The following is a 22,222-nucleotide window of genomic DNA, read 5'->3' on the forward strand; positions in this document are numbered from 1 at the left end:
TCAGACACCGTCTGAATTTGCAGCGGGCTGGAGAAAGGGTCATTCTGAGAATGAAGATTCCGACGTTACTAACTGAGTGTTGTATCTAATCGTGGGGGCAGGTCATTTTTATTATCTGGTGATTTTTAACACAGTTTGGCCGGGCTTATTAGCTGTGTATTTTCTTTGTAACAATACAGTTGCGTTACAATGATTTGAGCATAACTTTTCACAAAATGTTCTAAATCAATCACTGTTTCCGGCTTTCTTTCGTGGGTTGCTGGACGCATTGTAATGATTGAGCTATGTTAAAAAAGTCTTTGATTACAGCGGGTGTGAAAGCAACGTTGAGTCTGTATAAGGACGAGGACTGGTTTGTACGCGGTAAGCATAAATGTGCAAATCCTTACAGGCTGTGTTCGAATTTGTGCGGCGGATCGAGACATGTTTAAAAATGGCTTGCCATATTAAACATAGTGTGTGATAACACGTTTTGGGTCAAACGAGGTACAGTTCTGTTTATGTGTGGCATTTTCAGTAAAGAAGTCCTGAGTAAACACGTTGTCGTTGAATACCGCTTCTCTGCCGAACCTTATATTAGTGCCTCAAGCAGTAATGTCTCAGTTTTATCTCAGTCAATGCCTGCGGGCTAAGAAAACACTCTAAGGAATTTTGCAAATGGCAAAGATTAAAGGTCAAGTTAAGTGGTTCAACGAGTCTAAAGGTTTTGGTTTCATTACTCCTGCTGACGGCAGCAAAGACGTGTTCGTACACTTCTCTGCAATCCAGGGTAACGGCTTCAAAACTCTGGCTGAAGGCCAGAACGTTGAGTTCGAAATTCAGGACGGCCAGAAAGGCCCAGCTGCAGTTAACGTAACTGCTATCTGATCGAACCGCTGCTGACTGAAGCGCGTAGCACTTCAATCTCAGACATAAAGCCTCGCAAACGCGGGGCTTTTTTATATGCCTTATCTTTCAAAATATTACCATCCCTGTCTCTGTTAGTAACTTGTTGCAAAGCTACGAGATTATTAGCACTGTTTTCCCCCCTCCACAGCGGCTTTTCCCGTTAAATCAGGGCGTTGTTCAACAGCCCTGGGGTTCAGGTGAAGAAGAAAATGATACCGAGTGCCGGCAGTTTCACCCCGGCACGTTTTGCTCTGCTCTGTTTTGCTATTTTTTGCAGCCTGGCATTTTTACTGGGACGCGTTGCCTGGCTGCAGATTATTAAACCTGACAATCTGGTAAAACAGGAAGATATGCGATCGCTGCGTGAGGTGGCGATTGATGCACCGCGTGGCATGATCATGGATCGTGAAGGCCGTCCGCTGGCGGTGAGTGTGCCCGTCAGGGCCGTCTGGGCCGACCCCAAAACGGTGCTGGCAAAAGGTGGGGTTGGGTTTGATGACCGCTGGCAGGCGCTGGCCAGTGCGCTGCATCTCTCCCTTAGCACGCTGGCATCTCGCATTAACAGTAATCCGCAGGGACGCTTCATTTACCTTGCCCGTCAGGTGGATCCTGCTCAGGCGCAGTGGATCGATAAACTCAATTTGCCGGGCATCAACCTGCGCGATGAGTCCCGGCGTTTTTATCCGGCAGGCCATGTGGCCGCAAACCTTATCGGTTTTACCAATATTGATGGCCAGGGGATTGAAGGCGTAGAGAAGAGCTTCAACGCGCAGCTGATGGGGAAGGCCGGGGTCCGGCAGGTGAGGGAGGACCGCTATGGACGCGTGGTGGAAAACCTGACCGAAGTGGCGCCCGTTCCTGCGCATAATATCCAGTTGAGCATTGACGAGCGTCTGCAAACCATCACCGAGGACGCGCTTGATAATGCGGTTGCCTGGAATAAAGCCGAGTCGGGTGCATCGGTCCTGATCAATATCCCCACAGGGGAAATACTCGCCATGGCGAGCTATCCCGATTTCAACCCAAACAACCGTGAAGGTGCAACGTTAAACGATTTTCGTAATCGTGCCATTAGCGATACCTTCGAACCCGGCTCCACCGTTAAGCCGCTGGTTCTGATGACGGCATTGCAGCAGGGGCTGGTGCAACCGGACAGCGTCATTGATACCCATCCGTATACTCTTGACGGTCACCGTATCCGTGATGTGGGTTACTATCCGGAACTGACGATGACCGGGATCCTGCAAAAATCGAGCGACACCGGTGTTTCCCGTCTCTCTCTGGCGATGCCCATCCAGCATCTTATCGATACCTACCGGAACTTTGGCTTTGGCACCAATACCGGGCTGGGTTTAACGGGCGAAAGCTCAGGGTTACTGCCGCAGCGTAAATTCTGGAGTCAACTCGACAGGGCAACCTTTGCCTTCGGCTACGGCCTGATGGTGACGCCCCTTCAACTGGCCCATGTCTACGCCACCATTGGCGGGTATGGGCTTGAGCGCCCGCTCTCGATCACCCGTATCGACCCGCCGGTGATAGGCCACAGAGTCATGCCAGAAGAGATTGCCCATGAAGTGGAACACATGATGGAAAGCGTGGCGCTTCCGGGCGGAGGAGGAGTGAAGGCCGCCGTACGGGATTACCGGGTGGCGGTCAAAACCGGTACGGCGAAAAAGATTGATGACAGTGGCAAGTACGTCGATAAGTATGTCGCCTATACCGCAGGCGTTGCGCCTGCCAGCGACCCGCGTTTTGCGCTGGTGGTAGTCATAAACGATCCGCAGAACGGTGCCTATTATGGTGGTGCCGTTTCAGCGCCCGTTTTCAGTGAGATCATGGGGAATGTGCTGCGCCTGGAGAACGTGAAACCGGATGGCTTGCCGGCTGATTCCGGCCACCTTATCGTCATGCGTTAACCCTGGCGTTTTATAACGGGGCGAATAGCGGTACACTTCGCCCTTTGATTTATGCCCCGGAGTTGTCATGCCCTTCAGTTGCCCCCTTTGTCACGCGCGCCTGACGCGTTCTGAGAAAAGTTATGCGTGTCCGCAGGGACATCAGTTTGATATGGCGAAAGAGGGGTATGTGAATCTTCTGCCGGTGCAGCATAAACGCTCCCGCGATCCGGGCGACAGCGCAGAGATGATGCAGGCGCGACGTGCCTTTCTGGATGCCGGACATTACAAGCCGCTAAGGGAGAGTGTCGCGCAGCTGCTGGACCACACGCTGACGCAGAGTGCCTCCGCTCTGCTGGATATCGGCTGTGGTGAAGGGTATTACACCGCAAGGTTTGCCGAGATTGCCGCCGGGAAGGGCGCGCAGACGACGGGTCTGGACGTCTCGAAAGCGGCGATTCGCGCAGCGGCAAAACGCTACGCGGGGGTGATGTTCTGCGTGGCCTCAAGCCACCGGCTGCCGTTTGAAGATGCCAGCATGGATGCCGTTGTGCGTATTTATGCTCCCTGTAAGGCAGACGAGCTGGCCCGGGTGGTGAAACCCGGCGGGTGGGTGATAACCGTCACGCCTGGACCACGTCATCTGATGGAGCTGAAAGGGCTGATTTATGACGAGGTTCGCCTGCATGCTCCCCATTCAGAACAACTGGCTGGTTTTGTGCTCAGGCAGGAAGAAACCGTAGCGTATGAGATGGATCTGAAAGGGGATGAAGCCGTGGCGTTACTGCAAATGACGCCGTTTGCCTGGCGTGCAAAACCGGCTGTCCGGGAGACGCTGGCTGCACAGGCCACGTTTCGCTGCCAGACGGATTTCAGCATCCACTGCTGGCAGCGCGAAGGTTAACCCGCGAAGTGTGCCCAGAGTATCTGGGCACCAATACCGATTAACACGATCCCGCCCAGGATCTCGGCTCGCTTACCCAGCAGCGGGCCGATAAAACGGCCAACCATCATGCCCAGGGTGGACATAATCAATGTGGCGCAACCAATGGCCAGCGCGGTGGCAATGATATTCACCTGCAGGAAGGCCAGACCAACACCGACGGCCATCGCGTCAAGGCTGGTGGCAATTGCGGTGGTGACCAGCAGCCAGAACCCGTGGCGATGCTGAGGCTCTTCATCTTCATCGCTGTTGCCACGGAATCCTTCAATCACCATTCGTCCGCCGAGAAACACCAGCAGCACAAACGCAATCCAGTGGTTCCACTCCAGTACAAACTGGCTGGCCAGCATACCCAGGCCCCAGCCGATAAGCGGCGTCAGGGTTTCAATAGCACCGAAAATCAGACCTGTGCGCAGCGCTTCAGAAAATTTTGGTTTATGGAGTGTGGCACCTTTTCCGATGGAAGCAGCAAAAGCATCCATGGACATGCCGAAAGCGAGAAGAATGGTGGCGGAGATGTTCATACAAGCGTCCAGACCGGGAGATATCCATATGACACATCACTGCCCCCAGTAAACAGCAGTTGATGTATCTATGGTCTCGCCTGACCGTCGCACTATGATGTGCAGAAAACGATCTGTACGCGCCACGTTTTTCAACGAGTATGTTGACACGTACATTTCCTGAGTACAGGAAATTAGCTACTCCCCAACGACGGGCGCAACCTTAACATATTTTGAGAATATAAAACAACAACAGCGGGGTATTATTTTATTGTCTTGTTGATAACGATTTTCATTTAGATTTATTCGTAAAAATAGCGTTAAAAAATAGGAAGGATAAAAAGAATGGAATATAGCTATGGCTATATTTCGTGAGCAACGTTAACACGGAATATAGCCGATGCTATAAATATAACTTATTGAGTTTTAATGAGTAATTTGTATATCTTTTCCAGGTCATCTATATTTTTGACCCGAATGAGCAGGCGGCGCTGTTCTAATTGCATCACCAGCACCCCGTCTTCAGATAAATTCATCTCTTTAATGCGGTTATATTCTATCCAGACATTGGCAAAGAAGAACCCGTGTTTTTTAAAAATGAGTTTTGGCGAACGGATCCAGAACAGGTAAATCGCCATTAATGCCAGCGCACATAATAACCATGTGGTTAATATTGCACCATGGCTGGTCACGTTATTGTAAATCAGGATGACCACCAGACCGGCGAAGATAAACGCATCAATGCGTCCACGGCGTAAGAGGGGAAGGGTCAGCAGCGTCTCGCCGTGGCGGCGAGGCATAATGAACTCGTCATAGATCGCGTAAGCCAGAAGGGCAACAATAAACAAAACCAGTACGGTGTCCGTGACAGTCATTCATCCTCCAGATAAAAAAACCGGGGGCAAGCCCCCGGCGTATAACATAAAGCTTTACAGGCCCAACAGACCGACAGCGTAGCCCGCGATACCGATGACGAAGAAGCCAACGATGATCCACAGCGGGTTCACTTTCTTACGCAGCAGCCACATACAGGCGAAGGTCAACAGCAGCGGCACCAGGCCAGGCATCAGCTGGTCAAGGATGGTCTGCACGGTGGTCACACGGGTTTGCCCATCCTGTCCGGTGATGGTTGAAACCACCAGCGGGATGTTCACGTGCGTCCACTTGTTAACCAGTGCCCCCATCACAAACAGGCCGAGGATTGACGCCCCCTCTGTCAGTTTTTGCAGGAAGCCGCCGCCCATATCTTTAACGATATCCACCCCTTTACGGTAACCGTACGCCACGCCGTAGTAACGGGTCAGCAGACGCACCGCATTGAACAGGATGAAAAACAGCAGTGGACCAAGCAGGCTGCCGCTCATCGCGATACCCGCGCCCAGCGCTGCAAAGACCGGACGAACAGTACCCCAGAAGATCGGGTCACCTACGCCTGCCAGCGGACCCATCAGACCGACTTTAATACCGTTGATGGCACCATCGTCGATTTCTGCGCCGTTTGCACGCTGCTCTTCCATCGCCAGGGTAACGCCCAGTACCGGTGCCGCTACGTAAGGATGGGTGTTAAAGAATTCCAGGTGACGCTTAATCGCCTGGCGACGTGCTTCGTTGTTCTCCGGGTAGAGGCGTTTGATCGCCGGTACCATGGAGAAGCAGAAGCCCAGGGCCTGCATACGTTCGAAGTTCCATGAACCCTGAAACAGGTTAGAACGGATGAACACGCCACGAATATCACCCGGAGTGAGTTTCTTCTCAGGGGTAGTTTTAGTCATATCAACCATTTCGCTCACCTGTTAGTCCAGTTCGTTATCGAGATCGTTATTACCAGCAGCCTGCGCTGGGGCACCCGCAACGCGGTTATATTTCGGGCTGAGCTGGATGTAGAGAATTGCCATTACCGCACCAATCACACCGAGAGCAACCAGGTTGAAGTTGGTGAACGCCGCAGTTACGAAGCCCAGGTAGAAGAATGGCATCAGGTAGCCTGCGCGCATCATGTTGATGACCATCGCATAACCAACCACCACGATCATACCACCGGCGATGTTCAGACCGCTGGTGACCACTTCAGGGATGGCGTTGAGCATGCCCTGAACTTCGCTGGTGCCTACGGAGATAGCGACGATAACGGCAGGAATAGCGATACGCATCGCCTGCAGGAACAGGGACGAGACGTGGATCCAGGAGAGCGCCGTGAGGTTGCCGTTTTCGGCCGCCTTATCCGCCGCGTGCTGGAAAGCCACGGTGATAGTACGAACGATAATGGTCAGTACCTGGCCTGCGGCGGCCAGCGGAATTGCCAGAGCGATACCGGCACCGATGCTTTGATGACCGGCAATGACCAACACAGTTGAAATAATGGACGCCAGCGCGGCATCGGGCGCAACCGCCGCACCGATGTTCATCCAGCCAAGGGCGATCATTTCCAGGGTACCACCGATGATGATACCGGTTTTCATATCACCGAGAACGGCGCCAATCAACGTACAGGCCACCAGAGGGCGGTGGAACTGAAATTCATCAAGTACGGATTCCATACCCGCAATACACGCGACGATGAACACCAGCACAATCTGAAGAGTGGTAATCTCCATTGTACTTCTCCTATTGCATAATCTTTATGTGAAAAACCGGCGCGGGCTTATTTCCCAACTTTGCCGATCAAATCCATCATTTTCAGTTTCGGGTCCGTGGAAACCTTACGGGCTTCCAGTTCAATACCGCGAGCATTCAACTTGTTAAATGCCTCGATATCTTTCGCATCGACTGAAATCGCGTTGTTGACCTGCGTTTTGCCCTGACGGAAAGCCATACCACCAATGTTCACGGAGGTGATTTTCACGCCGCCTTCAACAATGCGCTCGACGTCTGTCGGGTTAGTGAACAGAAGCATCACACGTTCACCGGCATATTTCGGGTTGTTATAGACGCGGATCATCTTGGCGACATCCACCACGTGCGCGGTAACGCCCGGAGGAGCAACCTGGGTGAGGAGGGTTTTACGCACCGTGTCGGCGGCCACTTCGTCGCTGACCACGATAATACGTTGAACGTTGGTCTCTTTGGTCCAGCGCGTTGCCACCTGGCCGTGAATTAAACGGTCATCGATGCGCGCAAGGCCAATCACCATATAATCGTTCGGGCCCATCGGTTTTGCGGGGGCAGCGGCTTTCGGTGCCGCGGCAGCCGCAGGTACGGGTTTCTCAACCGGCTGTGCCTTCAGCGCTTTCACGCCTTCGCGACCGGTTTCGACCGCCAGGGCAACCAGCTCATCAAAAGCCGGATTGTCGTCGCGTGCCATGAAGGTTTCCACCAGCATCGGGATATTGACCCCGGCGACAACTTCATAGTGCTCTTTATCGACGACAATGCGGCTGGCAGCGTTGAACGGGCTGCCGCCCCATGTATCAACGAGAAACAGCACGCCTTTGCTGGTATCCAGCTTCGACAGTTGAGCCGTGTATTTCTCAATCAGCGTCTCGGCGTTTTCACCGGGAACGAAATCGATCCAGCCGACGTTTTCCTGCTCGCCCAACAGCATCTCTGCTGTTTTGAGTAGCTGCTCTGCAGCCCAACCATGTGTGCCTATGACAATAGCAATGGTCACTTGCTACCTCCTTTTATTATCATTAATACCTCTGCCAGGCAGACGTACTGAGAATCGTATTGGCGAACCGAATCGATTCAGATAAGGGTTAGAGTTAAAAAAGCTCAGACTTACGCGAATTATTTTAGATAGTGAAAAAATAATTTATGTGATGAAGATCCGTAATTTAGGTTTCGAAAATCAGAAATTACTCAACACAAATTCTGCCTTTTCACGTTTTTGCAAAGGAACGTAAATCTTTGCTAAAAACGTAATGTCTCTGATATGTTTAGCCTCCGTTTAATTGATCAGGAGTATAGGGCTACAGCCCACTATATGGACCGTCACCGACGTCAGTCATCTATCAGGCCACTTCGCGCCTTTTTCACCGGCGATCCTCGCCACGTATCGACTCTGTTTACCGCTGTTTTGCCCACATTGAGTGGGGCACCGTTTCGTCATTCCTTTAGCAGGAGCTTGTCATGGAATTCTTAATGGACCCGTCAATCTGGGTGGGATTGCTCACGCTGGTGGTGCTGGAGATCGTTCTCGGCATTGATAACCTGGTGTTTATTGCCATCCTCGCGGACAAACTGCCGCCAAAACAGCGTGATAAAGCGCGTCTGATCGGCCTCTCGCTGGCGCTGGTTATGCGTCTGGCGCTGCTGTCCGTGATCTCGTGGATGGTCACCCTGACAAAACCGCTCTTTACCGTCATGGATTTCACCTTCTCTGGCCGCGATTTGATCATGCTGCTCGGGGGGATATTCCTGCTCTTTAAAGCAACGACAGAGCTGCACGAGCGGCTGGAGAACCGTCAGCACGACGATGGTCATGGCAAAGGCTATGCCAGCTTCTGGGTTGTGGTGCTGCAGATCGTGGTGCTGGATGCTGTCTTCTCGCTTGATGCGGTGATCACAGCGGTGGGTATGGTGAACCATCTCCCGGTGATGATGGCGGCGGTAGTTATCGCCATGGCGGTTATGCTGCTGGCGTCTAAACCGCTGACCCGCTTTGTGAACCAACATCCGACGGTCGTGGTGCTGTGTCTGAGCTTCCTGCTGATGATCGGTCTGAGCCTCGTTGCGGAAGGTTTCGGTTTCCATATTCCGAAAGGTTATCTGTATGCCGCGATTGGCTTCTCGATCCTGATCGAACTGTTTAACCAGATTGCACGCCGTAACTTTATTAAGCAGCAGTCCAATCAGCCGCTGCGTGCCCGCACCGCGGATGCCATCCTGCGCCTGATGGGCGGTCGCCGTCAGGTGAATGTGCAGAGTGACACCGAGAACCGTAACCCGGTTCCGGTGCCGGAAGGGGCATTTGTGGAAGAAGAGCGTTATATGATTAACGGCGTTCTCTCCCTGGCCTCCCGTTCACTGCGCGGAATCATGACCCCGCGCGGCGAGATCAGCTGGGTAGATTCCCGGTTGAGCGTTGATGAAATTCGTCAGCAGCTGCTCTCTTCACCGCACAGCCTGTTCCCGGTGTGTCGCGGTGAGCTGGATGAGATCATCGGTGTCGTGCGTGCCAAAGAGATGCTGGTCGCGCTGGAAGAGGGCGTTGACGTCGAAGCCATCGCCGCCGCCTCACCGGCTATCGTGGTACCGGAAACGCTGGACCCCATCAACCTGCTTGGCGTTCTGCGCCGTGCCCGCGGCAGCTTCGTGATTGTCACCAACGAGTTTGGTGTGGTGCAGGGGCTGGTCACGCCGCTGGACGTGCTTGAAGCCATTGCCGGTGAGTTCCCGGATGAGGACGAAACACCGGAAATCGTGGCCGATGGTGAAGGCTGGCTGGTGAAAGGTACCACTGACCTGCACGCGCTTTCGCATACGCTGGGGCTGGAAAACGTGGTCAACGATGAAGAAGACATTGCCACTGTGGCCGGTCTGGTCATCGCCGTAAACGGGCAGATCCCGCGCGTGGGGGATGTGATCGAACTGCCCCCGTTGAGCATTACCATTGTTGAAGCCAACGACTATCGCGTTGATATGGTGCGTATTGTTAAAGAGCAATCCGTGCACGACGAAGATGAGTAACGCTTCTTAACGCAACGGCATTAAGGGCACGATGTGCCCGTTATGATGCGCTGGCGGAGGTGAACTCTCCGCCAGCCATTGTGGAAAATCCCTAAGCGGCATCGGCCGCGCATAGAAATACCCCTGCAGAGTATGAACACCGTGTCGGCGTAAGTAGCGCGCCTGCTCCTCCGTTTCGACCCCTTCCGCAACCAGCTCAATATTCAGCCGCTGACCCAGCGCAATAATGATATCTGTCACCGTTGAGTTCACGGCATCGGTTCCAATGGCGGTGGTAAAGGACTGGTCGATTTTCAGTACGTCAGGATGAAGCTTTTCAAGCCAGGAGAGCGAACTGTTGCCGGTACCAAAATCGTCGATAGCCAGTTTGACCCCTTTGCGATGCAGCTCGCGCACGATGCGATAATCTGCATCGACCAGCGCGTCACGCTCGGTGAGTTCGATAACCAGCCGCTGGCTCGGGTTTGCACTGAACCAGTAGCGGTTCAGATCCTGAAGTAGCACGGCGTGACGGAAGTGGCTGGCCGCCACGTTAATACCGATGTGAAAGCCCGGGTGGGAGGGGAAGTAGCCTATCTGGCGAACCGTCTCGGCAATCACGTAGCGGGTCAGGGGAACAATCAGGTTATGTTCTTCTGCCAGGGGGATGAACACTTCCGGGGAGATCCAACCCTGACGCGGGTTGTTCCAGCGCAGAAGAATTTCCACGCCGATACACTCCTGCGTACGGGCATTCACCAGCGGCTGACAGAACAGCTCAAATTCCCGCGCCGCAATCCCCATATCGATCTCCCACGTGAAGCTCATCCGGTTTGCTGTGGCCAGCCAGGCCAGATACCCCAGAACCAGGCTCAGCATTAACCCCAGCGGCAGCTGTGCCGGCAGGCTTTTAAGTGCCAGCGCGCCAGGACCCGGCCCACTGACCGTGATGGTAAATGGAAAGCGTGTAGAGACTTCCTCTATTCGCGAGTCAGCCTCATTAAACTTCAGCGCGTCGGTAATACCTTGACCGTAGCGTAAAGAGCGATCTCCCACGGTTAACGCCACGTCAGTGATAAGCGGGCGGGGCGGCTCAAGGATCATTCTAGTGATGAGATCGATATTGATCACTTCCATCACCCCCTCTTCACCGCGTTGTGACGTCGGGTGCCACTGGATAAGAATAGGGCTGCCTTTAAGCAGCCACTTATCGGTCGATAAAATCAATTTTGGCAGACCTGACGGCAGTTCGGGAAATAATTCATGAACCGGGACGGCGCGACTGCCAAAAATACTGGAGCAGTAGAGGATCCCCTCTTTAATCAGGGTAATCGAGCGGACGGTCTGTAAAATGGCGGCCTGCTTACGCAGAGTCAGATGCGCCTGCGGGCACGGCTGGCCGACAAGACCCAACAACTCCGGCCGGCGGTTATCCAGGGAAAGCAGGACGTTTTCAAGTGAGCGAACGGTATGGCTGGCGAAATCGACAATGCGTTGTTGATTAACATTGCGCTGTGAAATAAATCGAATGCCCAACGTCAGGATGAGCGTAAGGAGCGCAACCGTCACGCAGACGATAACGCGTTTTCGGCGATAGTTTTTAATGATCGTTTGTGCGGTTTGCATGAACGGTCGCCTGATACACCTCCAGCCCCAAAAGCCAGACGCAACAGTGAAAGTGTAGTGGGGAAAGTGAAAGGCGACGAGAATCAGAAGGAAATTTCGCCCATCCGTTGCAGATGGGCGAGGGGAGGTATTAGTCGCACTGTACCTTAATGGCCAGACCACCACGGGAAGTCTCACGGTACTTCGCGTTCATGTCTTTACCGGTTTCGTACATGGTCTCAATAACTTTATCCAGCGACACGCGAGGCTCGCTGGTACGGCGCATTGCCATACGGGAGGCGTTAATCGCTTTCACCGACGCAATGGCGTTACGCTCAATGCACGGTACCTGCACCTGCCCGGCAACCGGGTCACAGGTCAGGCCCAGGTTATGTTCCATACCGATTTCCGCCGCCACGCAAACCTGCTCAGGGCTTGCGCCCAGCAGTTCAGCCAGACCAGCGGCTGCCATGGAACAGGCCACACCCACTTCACCCTGGCATCCTACTTCAGCGCCAGAGATAGAGGCGTTCATTTTGTACAGGGCACCGATGGCACCTGCCGCCAGGAAGTAACGGATGTAGATATCTGGCGTAACAGGTTCAATAAAGTGATCGTAATAAGCCAGCACCGCCGGAACAATACCGCACGCACCGTTGGTGGGCGCCGTCACCACGCGGCCACCGGCAGCGTTTTCTTCGTTAACCGCCAGAGCGAACATATTCACCCAGTCGACCACGTTCATCGGGTCGTTGGAGAATTTATCGGTGGTCACCAGCATGCGGCGCAGGGCAGAGGCACGACGCGGTACGCGCAGCGGACCCGGCAGCACGCCTTCGGTGTTCATCCCGCGATCGATACAGGCGCGCATGGTCTGCCATACGTTTGCAAAATAGTCTTCGATCTCTTTTTTGCTGTGCAGTGCCAGTTCGTTCTGCATCACCATGCCGGACAGCGACAGGCCGGTCTCTTTGCAATAACCCAACATCTCGGTGGCCGATTTGAAAGGATACGGCACGTTGACGTCGCCGGTGCTCTCTTTACCGAAATGCTCTTCATCCACGATGAATCCACCGCCGATGGAGTAGTACGTTTTGCTGTAAATCTCTTTTTCGCCATTCCAGGCATGGATGGTCATGCCGTTTTCATGCAGCGGCAGGTTGTCGCTACGAAAACGCATCCCGTCATCCTGCGGGAAATCCACTTCGTGCTGGCCGTTAGCCAGCAGCAGACGACCGCGCGCTTCCACGTCACGGATGAATGCCGGGATGGCATCAATATCTACAGTGTCCGGCATATTGCCCGCCAGACCCATAATAATGGCGATATCGGTGTGGTGGCCTTTACCCGTTAATGACAGTGAGCCGTAGACATCCACGGCGACACGGGTAACGCTTTCCAGTAATCCTTTTTCGACCAGATCATCGACGAACTGTTTACCGGCCTTCATCGGCCCAACAGTATGGGAAGACGAAGGGCCAATTCCCACTTTGAACATGTCGAATATACTAATCACTTTCACACTCCTGACAGGGTTACCGGGGTTCCAGTAACGATGTTATAACTGCGCATAGTGTAAGAGGGAACATCGACCTCGGCTTAACTATTCACATGAATTAAACTAATGGTTAACGATGGTTTTGCTAATAGCGCGACGCCGATCGCAAACCTGACAAAAGAGGGTGGAATGTAAAGTATAGTCAAGGCTTCAGGCCGATTTGCAGAGCCAGTTCACGAATGATGCCCGCCGTCATGCCCCAGACAAAATAATGCTGATACCAGGACAACCAGACCCGATGATCGTGTCCACGGCGCTGAATATCCAGCGGGTGATAGCGACTGAGGCGAAGGGCTTCTTCCAGTGGCATTTCAAACACCGCAGACACCTCATCAACACTGGCGTGATACTGAAGGCCGGGCGGGATAATGCCCACCACCGGCGTCACCTGGAAACCGGTCACGCTGTCCACCGGCGGGAGGACGCCGACAATCTCGACGGCCTCCGGTGGGATCGCCACCTCTTCCTGCGCTTCACGCAGCGCCGCGGCAATCAGCGAGGCATCGCTGCTGTCTACCGCGCCGCCGGGGAAAGCGACCTGACCGGCATGTTTGCGTAAATGAGGGGAGCGCTGGGTCAACAGCAAACCGGGCTGCTCACGGCGCACCACGGGGATCAGCACCGCCGCCTGACGTTGATTAAGCGCTTCGCGGCTCACCTGTGGCCGCAAAAGCTGAAAGCGCGACAGAAAATCATCCAGCGTCAGGTTCTCTCTCTCCACCCGTCAGTTCTCCAGTTGTTGCAGGATACGGTTAACTTTATCAAAGGTTTCCTGATATTCCGCCTCGACCTGGCTGTCAGCAACAATCCCGCCGCCTGCGGAACAGTAAAGCTGGCCGTCGCAGGCCGTCAGGGTGCGAATAGTGATGCTGGTATCCAGCGTGCCGCAGACGCTAACGTAGCCAATGCTGCCGCACCAGGCGTTGCGACGGTGCGGTTCCAGCTCATCGATAATCTCCATCGCCCGCACTTTTGGCGCGCCGGTGATGGAGCCACCCGGGAACGCGGCGCGCAGAAGATCGCAGGGGGTACGCGAAGCCGGCAGTTGTGCGGTAATGGTGCTGACCAGATGGTGCACCGCCGGGAAAGGCTCGACGACGAACAGCTCCGGCACGCGAACGCTGCCCGGTACCGCCACCCGGCCAATGTCGTTGCGCATCAGGTCGACAATCATTAAATTTTCGGCGCGATCCTTCGGTGACGCGGCGAGCTTTTCCGCCTGCTGGCGGTCGGCAGCCGGATCGCTCAGGCGCGGCAAGGTCCCTTTAATCGGGCGTGTCTGGATCTTGCCTTCCGCCAGATGAATAAACCGCTCAGGCGAAAGACTCAGGATCGCGCCCTGATCGAGACGGATAAACGCACTGAAAGGTGCCCGGTTGCTGGCATTGAGGCGGGTAAAGGCCTGCCATTCATCGCCCTGATACGTCGCCTGGAAGCGCTGGGCAAGGTTCACCTGATAACAATCGCCGCTTTGCAGATACGCCTGCACGCGTGCGAATTTTTCCGCATAGGTCTGCGGGGTCATGTTTGAACGCCACGCAGAGGTCAGACGGAAATCCGGCGCGGCTGCGGGCTGCTGCGCGTTCAGCCACGCCAGGCGTGCCTCCACATCCGAATGGCTGAGCAAGGAGACCACCTGTTTATGGTGATCGACAATCAGCGCCCAGTCGTAAAGTCCCACCGCCATATCCGGCAGCGGAATATCCGCCTTCGCAACGGAAGGCAGCGTTTCAAAGCGGCGACCAAGGTCATAGCCAAACACGCCCAGCGCACCGCCCTGGAAGGGAAGATCCGGGTTCGGCGTGGCAGACAAACCCAGCTCGTCGATAGCCTCCTGAAGCTTGATCAGCGGATCGTGCGTGGAGGGCTGGTTTTCGGATGTTACCGTGCGCACCGGGTCAGCAACCACAATGTCGAAGCGGCTGTAAGGATGGTCCGCATGGCCGGAATGCAGCAGCATCGCCCAGGGAAGATGGCTCAGACGAGCAAACCAGAATTCAGCGGCGTCAGTACGCCACGGCAGGGTAATAACAGTGGGGAAGCGCATGTTCATGTGTGGCATACTACCGGGCAGCGTGAAATAATTAGCGCGAATAATTTAGCAGGAGTTGACGATGTTTGCAGGTTTACCTTCTCTGAGCCACGAGCAACAGCAGAAAGCGGTTGAGCGGATCCAGGAGCTGATGTCCCAGGGGATGAGCAGCGGGCAGGCCATTTCTCAGGTGGCGGAAGAACTTCGCGCCACCCATACCGGCGAGCGGATCGTGGCGCGTTTCGAGGATGAAGAGTAACCGGCTTACACAGCCGCGATAATCTTAATCTCTACCTTGTATTCCGGCTTCATCAGCGTGGCCTGTACGGTACAACGTACAGGCGCGTGACCCGCCACCACCCACGCATCCCAGGCTTTGTTCATGGCCGCAAAATCGTCTTTATTCGCCAGGAAAATGGTGGCGTCCAGAATACGCGATTTGTCGCTTCCTTGCTTTTCCAGCACCGCATCGATCTGCGCCAGGGTGTCAGCTGTTTGTTCAAAGGCATCCGCATCCAGATTGGACGGCACGCCAGTGTAATAGAGCGTCTGGTTATGAATGACTACATCAGACCAGCGGGCTTCGGCATCAATGCGCACAATTGTCATAAACGTTTCCTCGTTACTTTCGTCATCAGGCGGCAAGACTGCCATATTGTTTCGCCGTCGTCACTATTTGGGGTGGCACAGGAGAGGATGGGCTGACATAATCCCTGTGCAAAAATACAGTGAGAGAACACCGTGGCAGACGATTTTTCCCCTGAAGGGCAGTTAGCACAGGCTATTCCCGGTTTTAAACCGCGTGAACCGCAGCGTCAGATGGCGCATGCCGTCGCTCGCGCCATCGATAAGGCACAGCCGCTGGTGGTCGAGGCCGGAACCGGCACGGGAAAAACCTACGCTTACCTTGCACCGGCGCTGCGCGCGAAAAAGAAGGTGATCATCTCTACCGGCTCGAAGGCGTTGCAGGATCAGCTCTACAGCCGTGATTTGCCGACGGTGGCAAAAGCGCTGAAATACAAAGGGCGGCTGGCATTGCTGAAAGGGCGCTCCAACTATCTCTGCCTGGAGCGTCTTGAACAGCAGGCGCTGGCGGGCGGCGACCTGCCGGTGCAGACCCTGAGTGATGTGATCATCCTTCGCGCCTGGGCTAACCAGACGGAAGAGGGGGATATCAGCACCTGCGCGAGCGTGGCGGAAGACTCTCCTGCCTGGCCGCTGGTGACCAGCACCAATGACAACTGTCTGGGCAGCGACTGCCCGCTGTATAAAGACTGTTTTGTGGTCAAAGCGCGTAAAACGGCGATGGATGCAGATGTGGTGGTGGTCAACCACCATCTGTTTCTCGCGGATATGGTGGTGAAAGACAGCGGTTTTGGCGAACTTATTCCTGAAGCGGAAGTGATGATCTTCGACGAAGCCCATCAGCTTCCGGATATCGCCAGCCAGTATTTCGGCCAGTCGCTCTCCAGCCGCCAGCTGCTGGATCTGGCGAAAGATTTCACCATTGCTTATCGCACTGAATTAAAAGATACCCAGCAGCTGCAAAAATGTGCCGATCGCCTCGCGCAAAGCGCGCAGGATTTTCGCCTGCAGCTTGGCGAGCCGGGCTACCGCGGCAATCTGCGCGAGCTGCTGGCGGACAATAATATCCAGCGTGCGCTACTGCTGCTGGATGATGCGCTGGAACTCTGTTACGACGTGGCGAAACTGTCGCTTGGCCGTTCTGCGCTGCTGGACGCTGCCTTCGAGCGCGCCACGCTCTATCGCGGGCGGCTGAAACGGCTGAAGGAGATCAACCAGCCGGGGTACAGCTACTGGTATGAATGCACGTCTCGTCATTTCACCCTGGCGCTTACGCCGCTGACGGTGGCAGACAAATTCAAAGAGGTGATGGCGCAAAAACCGGGGAGCTGGATATTTACCTCCGCGACCCTGTCGGTGAATGACGATCTGCACCACTTCACCGAGCGTCTCGGGATTGAACAGGCGGAGTCACTGCTGCTGCCGAGCCCGTTTGATTATGAAAAACAGGCGCTGCTCTGCGTGCCGCGTAATCTGCCGTTACCCAACCAGCCCGGCGCCGCACGCCTGCTGGCAGCCATGCTGAAGCCGATGATTGAGGCCAACAATGGCCGCTGCTTTATGCTCTGCACCTCTCACGCCATGATGCGCGACCTGGCAGAACAGTTCCGCGCCACCATGACCTTGCCGGTGCTGCTGCAGGGGGAAACCAGCAAAGGGCAACTGTTACAGCAGTTTGTCAGTGCCGGGAATGCGCTTCTGGTGGCAACCAGCAGCTTCTGGGAAGGTGTGGACGTGCGGGGCGATACCCTGTCGCTGGTCATTATCGATAAACTGCCTTTTACCTCGCCGGACGATCCGCTGCTCAAAGCGCGAATGGAAGACTGCCGTCTGCGCGGGGGCGATCCTTTCGACGAGGTACAGCTGCCGGACGCGGTGATCACCCTTAAGCAGGGGGTAGGACGACTGATCCGCGACGTGGACGACCGCGGCGTGCTCGTAATCTGTGATAACCGGCTGGTGATGCGCCCCTACGGTGCGACCTTCCTCGCCAGCCTGCCGCCCGCGCCGCGTACGCGGGACATTAAACGCGCGGTTCGCTTCCTGGCCAACCCAACGGCGGAGTAATTTGCCCGGGAGTGTGCTAAGATGCGCGCCATTTTGTGACTGACCATTGCGAGAGCGCGACGACTGATGCGAATTCTGGCTATTGATACCGCTACAGAGGCGTGTTCCGTTGCTCTGTGGAACGACGGTGCTATTTCTGCTCATTTCGAAGAGTGCCCACGAGAACACACCCAACGTATTCTGCCCCTGGTGAAAGCGATTTTGACCCAGGGCAACACCACCTTAACCGACCTCGATGCGCTGGCCTTTGGCCGTGGCCCCGGCAGCTTTACGGGTGTACGCATTGGGATCGGTATTGCGCAGGGGCTGGCGCTGGGCGCTGACCTGCCGATGATCGGTGTTTCCACCCTGGCGACGATGGCGCAGGGCGCGTGGCGTATGACCGGTGCTACCCGTGTGCTGGCAGCGATTGATGCCCGCATGGGCGAAGTCTACTGGGCTGAATACACCCGCGACGAGCAGGGCGTGTGGCACGGCGAAGAGACGGAAGCGGTGCTCAAGCCGGAAGCGGTAACCGAACGGTTGCAGAACCTCTCCGGTGAATGGGCGACGGTAGGGACCGGTTGGGCGGCATGGCCTGACATGGCAAACGGTACCGGCGTAACGCTGGTGGACGGCAACATGCTTCTGCCTGCCGCAGAGGATATGCTTCCTCTGGCCTGCCAGCTGCTCGCAGCAGGAAAAACCGTGGCTGTTGAACATGCCGAGCCGGTTTATTTGCGAAACACCGTCGCGTGGAAGAAACTTCCAGGCCGCGAGTGAATCTCAGTAACAGGAACTGAGAAAAAGGAGTCGCATCATGGCGGTTCAGACTAAAGTAGTACGCCTAATTATGGCAGGCGCTGTGGCCATAGCACTGAGCGGATGCGTTTCCGTTCCTGATGCGATTAAGGGCAGTAGCCCTACGCCACAGCAGGATCTGGTTCGCGTGATGAATGCCCCTGAGCTTTACGTCGGTCAGGAAGCGCGCTTCGGCGGGAAGGTGATTGAGGTGCAAAACCAGCAGGGGAAAACCCGGCTGGAGATCGCCACCGTGCCACTGGATAGCGGCGCGCGGCCGATCCTCGGCGAAACCTCGCGTGGGCGCATTTTTGCCGATGTCAGCGGCTTCCTCGACCCGGTTGATTTCCGTGGACAGCTGGTGACCGTCGTCGGGCCGATTACCGGCACGACACAGGGCAAAATCGGCACAACGCCTTACAAATTTATGACCATGCAGGTTAACGGCTACAAACGCTGGCGGCTGACACAGCAGGTGATCATGCCGCCTCAGCCTGTTGATCCGTGGATGTGGGGCCCACACCCGTATCGTTACGGCTACCCCGGCTGGGGCTGGTATAACCCAGGCCCGGCGCAGGTACAGACGATCGTTACTGAGTAACTTACTGTTATTGTTAGAAAAGAGACAGCGGCTCAGCCGCTGTCTCTGTTTTTTTACGGCTAAAACGAAAAAAAAGAGTGACGCGCTTCGCAACCTTAAATCTGGGCAATTAATAAACTGGTACGCTGAGTTAATATAATGTTAACAAACTGTTTATTATCGGGGTTGTGATGACGACGAACACTCAATTCAGAGGTGATGCATTGAACAAGGTTTGGCTTAACCGTTATCCCGCAGATGTGCCTGCGGAGATCAATCCTGACCGTTATCAATCCCTGGTTGAATTATTTGAACACTCGGTAAGGCGTTACGCCGATCAGCCCGCGTTTATCAATATGGGTGAGGTGATGACGTTCCGTAAGCTTGAGGAGCGGAGTCGGGCGTTCGCGGCCTATTTGCAGGAAGGGCTGGGGCTGCAAAAAGGGGATCGCGTCGCGCTGATGATGCCGAACCTGCTGCAATACCCGGTCGCGTTATTTGGTATCCTGCGGGCCGGGATGATTGTCGTCAACGTCAACCCGCTCTACACCCCACGTGAACTGGAGCATCAGTTGAACGACAGCGGCGCGACCGCAATTGTGATCGTCTCAAACTTTGCCCACACGCTGGAGAAAGTGGTCGACAGAACCCAGGTTAAACACGTCATCCTGACGCGCATGGGGGATCAGCTCTCCACCGCCAAGGGCACGCTGGTTAACTTTGTCGTCAAATACATTAAACGTCTGGTACCGAAATACCATCTGCCGGATGCCATCTCTTTCCGCCGCGCGCTGCATGCCGGGTATCGTATGCAATACGTCAAACCGGAAGTGGTGTCAGAGGATCTTGCGTTCCTGCAGTACACCGGTGGCACTACCGGCGTGGCCAAAGGCGCCATGCTGACTCACCGCAATATGCTGGCGAACCTTGAACAGGTGAATGCGACCTACGGGCCGCTGTTGCATCCGGGCAAAGAGGTGGTCATCACCGCGCTTCCGCTTTATCACATTTTTGCGCTGACCATGAACTGCCTGCTGTTCATTGAGCTGGGCGGTCAGAACGTGCTGATCACCAACCCACGCGACATTCCGGGGCTGGTTAAAGAGCTGGCGAAATACCCGTTCACCGCCATGACCGGAGTGAATACCCTGTTTAACGCGCTGCTTAATAACAAAGAGTTCCAGCAGCTTGATTTCTCCACGCTGCACCTCTCTGCGGGCGGCGGAATGCCGGTTCAGCAGGCGGTGGCCGAGCGCTGGGTGAAACTCACCGGCCAGTATTTACTCGAAGGCTATGGCCTGACCGAATGCGCCCCGCTGGTCAGCGTCAATCCGCATGATATCGACTATCACAGCGGCAGTATCGGCCTGCCCGTACCGTCGACGGAAGCCAAACTGGTGGATGATGACGACAACGAAGTTGCACCGGGCGAGCCGGGTGAACTGTGCGTTAAAGGGCCACAGGTGATGCTGGGCTACTGGCAGCGTCCTGATGCCACCGACGAAATCATCAAAGACGGCTGGCTACACACCGGTGATATCGCGGTGATGGACGAAGAGGGCTTCCTGCGCATTGTCGATCGTAAGAAAGACATGATCCTCGTCTCCGGATTTAACGTCTATCCGAATGAGATCGAAGATGTGGTGATGCAGCATAGCGGCGTGCTTGAAGTTGCCGCGGTTGGCGTACCTTCCGGCAGCAGCGGCGAGGCAGTGAAGATTTTTGTGGTGAAGAAAAACGCCTCTCTTACCGAGGAGGAGCTCATCACGTTCTGCCGCCGTCAGCTCACCGGCTATAAAGTGCCGAAGCTGGTGGAGTTCCGCGATGAGTTGCCGAAATCGAACGTCGGGAAGATATTACGACGAGAATTACGTGACGAAGCCCGTGCCAAAGTGGACAATAAGGCCTGAGCTTCACGCTAATCGCCCAGACGCCGGTTTAGCCGGCGTTTTTTATGGGCGCAAACAAAAGAGAAACCGTTTTGAATTACCAGATGATCACGACCAACGACGAGCTGGCTTCGCTGTGCGAAGTGACGCGCGACTTTCCTGCCATCGCCCTGGATACCGAGTTTGTCCGTACCCGGACGTATTATCCGCAGTTGGGTTTGATTCAGATGTACGACGGCAAACACGTGTCGCTGATTGACCCGCTCGGCATTACCGACTGGACGCCGATGCGTGACCTGCTGCTTGATACTGCGGTCACCAAATACCTGCACGCAGGCAGTGAAGATCTGGAAGTCTTTCTGAATACGTTTGGCATCATGCCGCAGCCGCTGATTGACACGCAGATCCTCGCTGCGTTCAGCAATCGTCCGCTTTCATGGGGCTTTGCCGCCATGGTTGAGGAGTACACCGGCCTGACCCTGGATAAAAGTGAATCCCGTACCGACTGGCTGGCGCGCCCGCTCACAGAGCGTCAGCTGGACTACGCTGCGGCAGATGTGTTTTACCTGCTGCCGATTGCCGGACAACTGATGAAAGAGGCAGAAGCCTCCGGCTGGCTGCCTGCTGCACTGGATGAGTGTCGCATGACGCAGCAACGTCGCCAGGAAATCGCTGACCCGAAAGAGGCCTGGCGCGATATCAGCAACGCGTGGCAGCTGCGTACGCGTCAGCTGGCCTGTCTGCAATTATTAGCCGACTGGCGCCTGCGTAAAGCGCGCGAACGCGATTTGGCCGTTAACTTTGTGGTACGCGAAGAGCACCTGTGGGCGGTCGCACGCTATATGCCAGGCAGCATGGGCGAGCTGGACAGCATTGGGCTTTCAGGCAGCGAAATTCGTTTTCACGGAAAAACGCTGCTCGCGCTGGTGGCCAAAGCGCAGCAGATACCGGATGACGCACTGCCAGAGCCGCTGCTGAATCTGATGGATATGCCGGGCTATCGCAAAGCGTTTAAAGATATTAAAGCGCTGGTGCAGGCTGTGGCGGCAGAAAGCAAACTGAGTGCCGAACTGCTGGCATCACGTCGTCAGATAAACCAGCTTTTGAACTGGCACTGGAAGCTGAAACCGCAGAATGGCTTACCGGAAATGATGGCGGGCTGGCGCGGGGAATTGATGGCCGATCGCCTGAATACGTTGCTGGAAGGGTATCCACGATAATCAATATGCCGGGCGATATACCCGGCATATTCCCCCGGTGGCGCTGCGCTTACCGGGGCTACGAAATCAA

The 22,222-nt window shown here is 55.2% G+C and carries 21 protein-coding genes and 1 pseudogene; 12 read left to right on the plus strand and 10 right to left on the minus strand.

Annotation, left to right across the window (positions count from 1 at the left end; genetic code table 11):
* Positions 1–500: 500 nt before the first annotated feature.
* The 4 genes and pseudogenes from ACOTX3_RS07360 to rlmA all read left to right on the plus strand — a co-directional run bounded on the left by ACOTX3_RS07360 (position 501) and on the right by rlmA (position 3,687).
* A pseudogene (locus ACOTX3_RS07360) lies at positions 501–645 on the plus strand (DUF2627 domain-containing protein).
* Positions 646–657: 12 nt separating this feature from the next.
* On the plus strand, positions 658–867 hold the full coding sequence (gene cspE, locus ACOTX3_RS07365) for a transcription antiterminator/RNA stability regulator CspE (RefSeq protein ID WP_001062678.1): 210 nt from the start codon (positions 658–660) through the stop codon (positions 865–867).
* Positions 868–1,097: 230 nt separating this feature from the next.
* On the plus strand, positions 1,098–2,804 hold the full coding sequence (gene ftsI / locus ACOTX3_RS07370; protein WP_072193823.1) for a peptidoglycan glycosyltransferase FtsI: 1,707 nt from the start codon (positions 1,098–1,100) through the stop codon (positions 2,802–2,804).
* 67 nt (positions 2,805–2,871) lie between these two features.
* Positions 2,872–3,687 carry a 23S rRNA (guanine(745)-N(1))-methyltransferase gene (gene rlmA, locus ACOTX3_RS07375; RefSeq protein WP_058678598.1) on the plus strand — a complete coding sequence of 272 codons (816 nt, stop codon included), beginning with the start codon at positions 2,872–2,874 and terminating at the stop codon, positions 3,685–3,687.
* Here rlmA and mntP read toward each other — a convergent pair.
* The 5 genes from mntP to manX form a co-directional block, all read right to left on the minus strand.
* On the minus strand, positions 3,684–4,250 hold the full coding sequence (mntP, locus tag ACOTX3_RS07380) for a manganese efflux pump MntP (RefSeq protein WP_013096130.1): 567 nt from the start codon (positions 4,248–4,250) through the stop codon (positions 3,684–3,686). The genes rlmA and mntP overlap by 4 nt on opposite strands.
* A gap of 395 nt (positions 4,251–4,645) precedes the next feature.
* Positions 4,646–5,104, minus strand: a complete 459-nt coding sequence (locus ACOTX3_RS07385) for a DUF986 family protein (protein WP_013096131.1) — start codon at positions 5,102–5,104, stop codon at positions 4,646–4,648.
* A gap of 54 nt (positions 5,105–5,158) precedes the next feature.
* Positions 5,159–6,010 (minus strand): PTS mannose transporter subunit IID, encoded by an 852-nt coding sequence (locus ACOTX3_RS07390; protein ID WP_006175979.1) that lies wholly within the window; start codon positions 6,008–6,010, stop codon positions 5,159–5,161.
* Positions 6,011–6,022: 12 nt separating this feature from the next.
* Positions 6,023–6,823: a PTS mannose transporter subunit IIC gene (gene manY, locus ACOTX3_RS07395; RefSeq protein ID WP_003859914.1), complete on the minus strand. Its 801-nt coding sequence runs from the start codon at positions 6,821–6,823 to the stop codon at positions 6,023–6,025.
* A 47-nt stretch (positions 6,824–6,870) separates the two neighbouring features.
* On the minus strand, positions 6,871–7,836 hold the full coding sequence (gene manX / locus ACOTX3_RS07400; RefSeq protein ID WP_029882299.1) for a PTS mannose transporter subunit IIAB: 966 nt from the start codon (positions 7,834–7,836) through the stop codon (positions 6,871–6,873).
* Between the two features lie 315 nt (positions 7,837–8,151).
* Between manX and ACOTX3_RS07405 the strand changes: the two genes are divergently transcribed.
* Positions 8,152–8,310, plus strand: a complete 159-nt coding sequence (locus ACOTX3_RS07405) for a protein YoaL (RefSeq protein WP_372588456.1) — start codon at positions 8,152–8,154, stop codon at positions 8,308–8,310.
* Positions 8,298–9,857, plus strand: a complete 1,560-nt coding sequence (yoaE, locus tag ACOTX3_RS07410) for a CNNM family cation transport protein YoaE (protein ID WP_013096133.1) — start codon at positions 8,298–8,300, stop codon at positions 9,855–9,857. The genes ACOTX3_RS07405 and yoaE overlap by 13 nt, the downstream gene beginning before the upstream one ends.
* Before the next feature lie 6 nt (positions 9,858–9,863).
* Here yoaE and ACOTX3_RS07415 read toward each other — a convergent pair whose 3' ends face one another.
* From ACOTX3_RS07415 to pabB, 4 genes are all read right to left on the minus strand, one after another.
* The gene (locus ACOTX3_RS07415) at positions 9,864–11,462 is read right to left on the minus strand and encodes an EAL domain-containing protein (RefSeq protein WP_020690838.1); all 1,599 of its coding nucleotides are present in this window, start codon (positions 11,460–11,462) and stop codon (positions 9,864–9,866) included.
* Between the two features lie 130 nt (positions 11,463–11,592).
* Complete coding sequence (gene sdaA, locus ACOTX3_RS07420) at positions 11,593–12,957, minus strand: L-serine ammonia-lyase (protein ID WP_038419892.1); 1,365 nt, start codon at positions 12,955–12,957, stop codon at positions 11,593–11,595.
* 184 nt (positions 12,958–13,141) lie between these two features.
* The gene (locus ACOTX3_RS07425; protein ID WP_013096136.1) at positions 13,142–13,720 is read right to left on the minus strand and encodes a CoA pyrophosphatase; all 579 of its coding nucleotides are present in this window, start codon (positions 13,718–13,720) and stop codon (positions 13,142–13,144) included.
* A 3-nt stretch (positions 13,721–13,723) separates the two neighbouring features.
* Positions 13,724–15,052: an aminodeoxychorismate synthase component 1 gene (gene pabB, locus ACOTX3_RS07430; protein WP_047023049.1), complete on the minus strand. Its 1,329-nt coding sequence runs from the start codon at positions 15,050–15,052 to the stop codon at positions 13,724–13,726.
* A gap of 61 nt (positions 15,053–15,113) precedes the next feature.
* Between pabB and ACOTX3_RS07435 the strand changes: the two genes are divergently transcribed.
* Complete coding sequence (locus ACOTX3_RS07435) at positions 15,114–15,290, plus strand: YoaH family protein (protein WP_058678599.1); 177 nt, start codon at positions 15,114–15,116, stop codon at positions 15,288–15,290.
* Between the two features lie 5 nt (positions 15,291–15,295).
* Here ACOTX3_RS07435 and ACOTX3_RS07440 read toward each other — a convergent pair whose 3' ends face one another.
* Complete coding sequence (locus tag ACOTX3_RS07440; protein WP_013096138.1) at positions 15,296–15,640, minus strand: RidA family protein; 345 nt, start codon at positions 15,638–15,640, stop codon at positions 15,296–15,298.
* Between the two features lie 132 nt (positions 15,641–15,772).
* Between ACOTX3_RS07440 and ACOTX3_RS07445 the strand changes: the two genes are divergently transcribed.
* The 5 genes from ACOTX3_RS07445 (at position 15,773) to rnd (ending at position 22,152) form a co-directional block, all read left to right on the plus strand.
* Positions 15,773–17,683, plus strand: coding sequence for an ATP-dependent DNA helicase (locus ACOTX3_RS07445; RefSeq protein WP_013096139.1), 1,911 nt, complete (start codon positions 15,773–15,775; stop codon positions 17,681–17,683).
* 66 nt (positions 17,684–17,749) lie between these two features.
* The gene (tsaB, locus tag ACOTX3_RS07450) at positions 17,750–18,445 is read left to right on the plus strand and encodes a tRNA (adenosine(37)-N6)-threonylcarbamoyltransferase complex dimerization subunit type 1 TsaB (protein WP_013096140.1); all 696 of its coding nucleotides are present in this window, start codon (positions 17,750–17,752) and stop codon (positions 18,443–18,445) included.
* A gap of 37 nt (positions 18,446–18,482) precedes the next feature.
* Positions 18,483–19,064: a Slp family lipoprotein gene (locus ACOTX3_RS07455; RefSeq protein WP_013096141.1), complete on the plus strand. Its 582-nt coding sequence runs from the start codon at positions 18,483–18,485 to the stop codon at positions 19,062–19,064.
* 203 nt (positions 19,065–19,267) lie between these two features.
* On the plus strand, positions 19,268–20,953 hold the full coding sequence (gene fadD / locus ACOTX3_RS07460) for a long-chain-fatty-acid--CoA ligase FadD (RefSeq protein WP_072193822.1): 1,686 nt from the start codon (positions 19,268–19,270) through the stop codon (positions 20,951–20,953).
* 71 nt (positions 20,954–21,024) lie between these two features.
* Positions 21,025–22,152 (plus strand): ribonuclease D, encoded by a 1,128-nt coding sequence (rnd, locus tag ACOTX3_RS07465; RefSeq protein ID WP_029882295.1) that lies wholly within the window; start codon positions 21,025–21,027, stop codon positions 22,150–22,152.
* The last annotated feature ends 70 nt before the right edge of the window (positions 22,153–22,222 follow it).

Origin of the sequence: Enterobacter cloacae complex sp. IR5384, from assembly GCF_049237265.1 — a bacterium.
In the GTDB taxonomy this organism is placed as follows: Bacteria; Pseudomonadota; Gammaproteobacteria; order Enterobacterales; family Enterobacteriaceae; genus Enterobacter; species Enterobacter cloacae.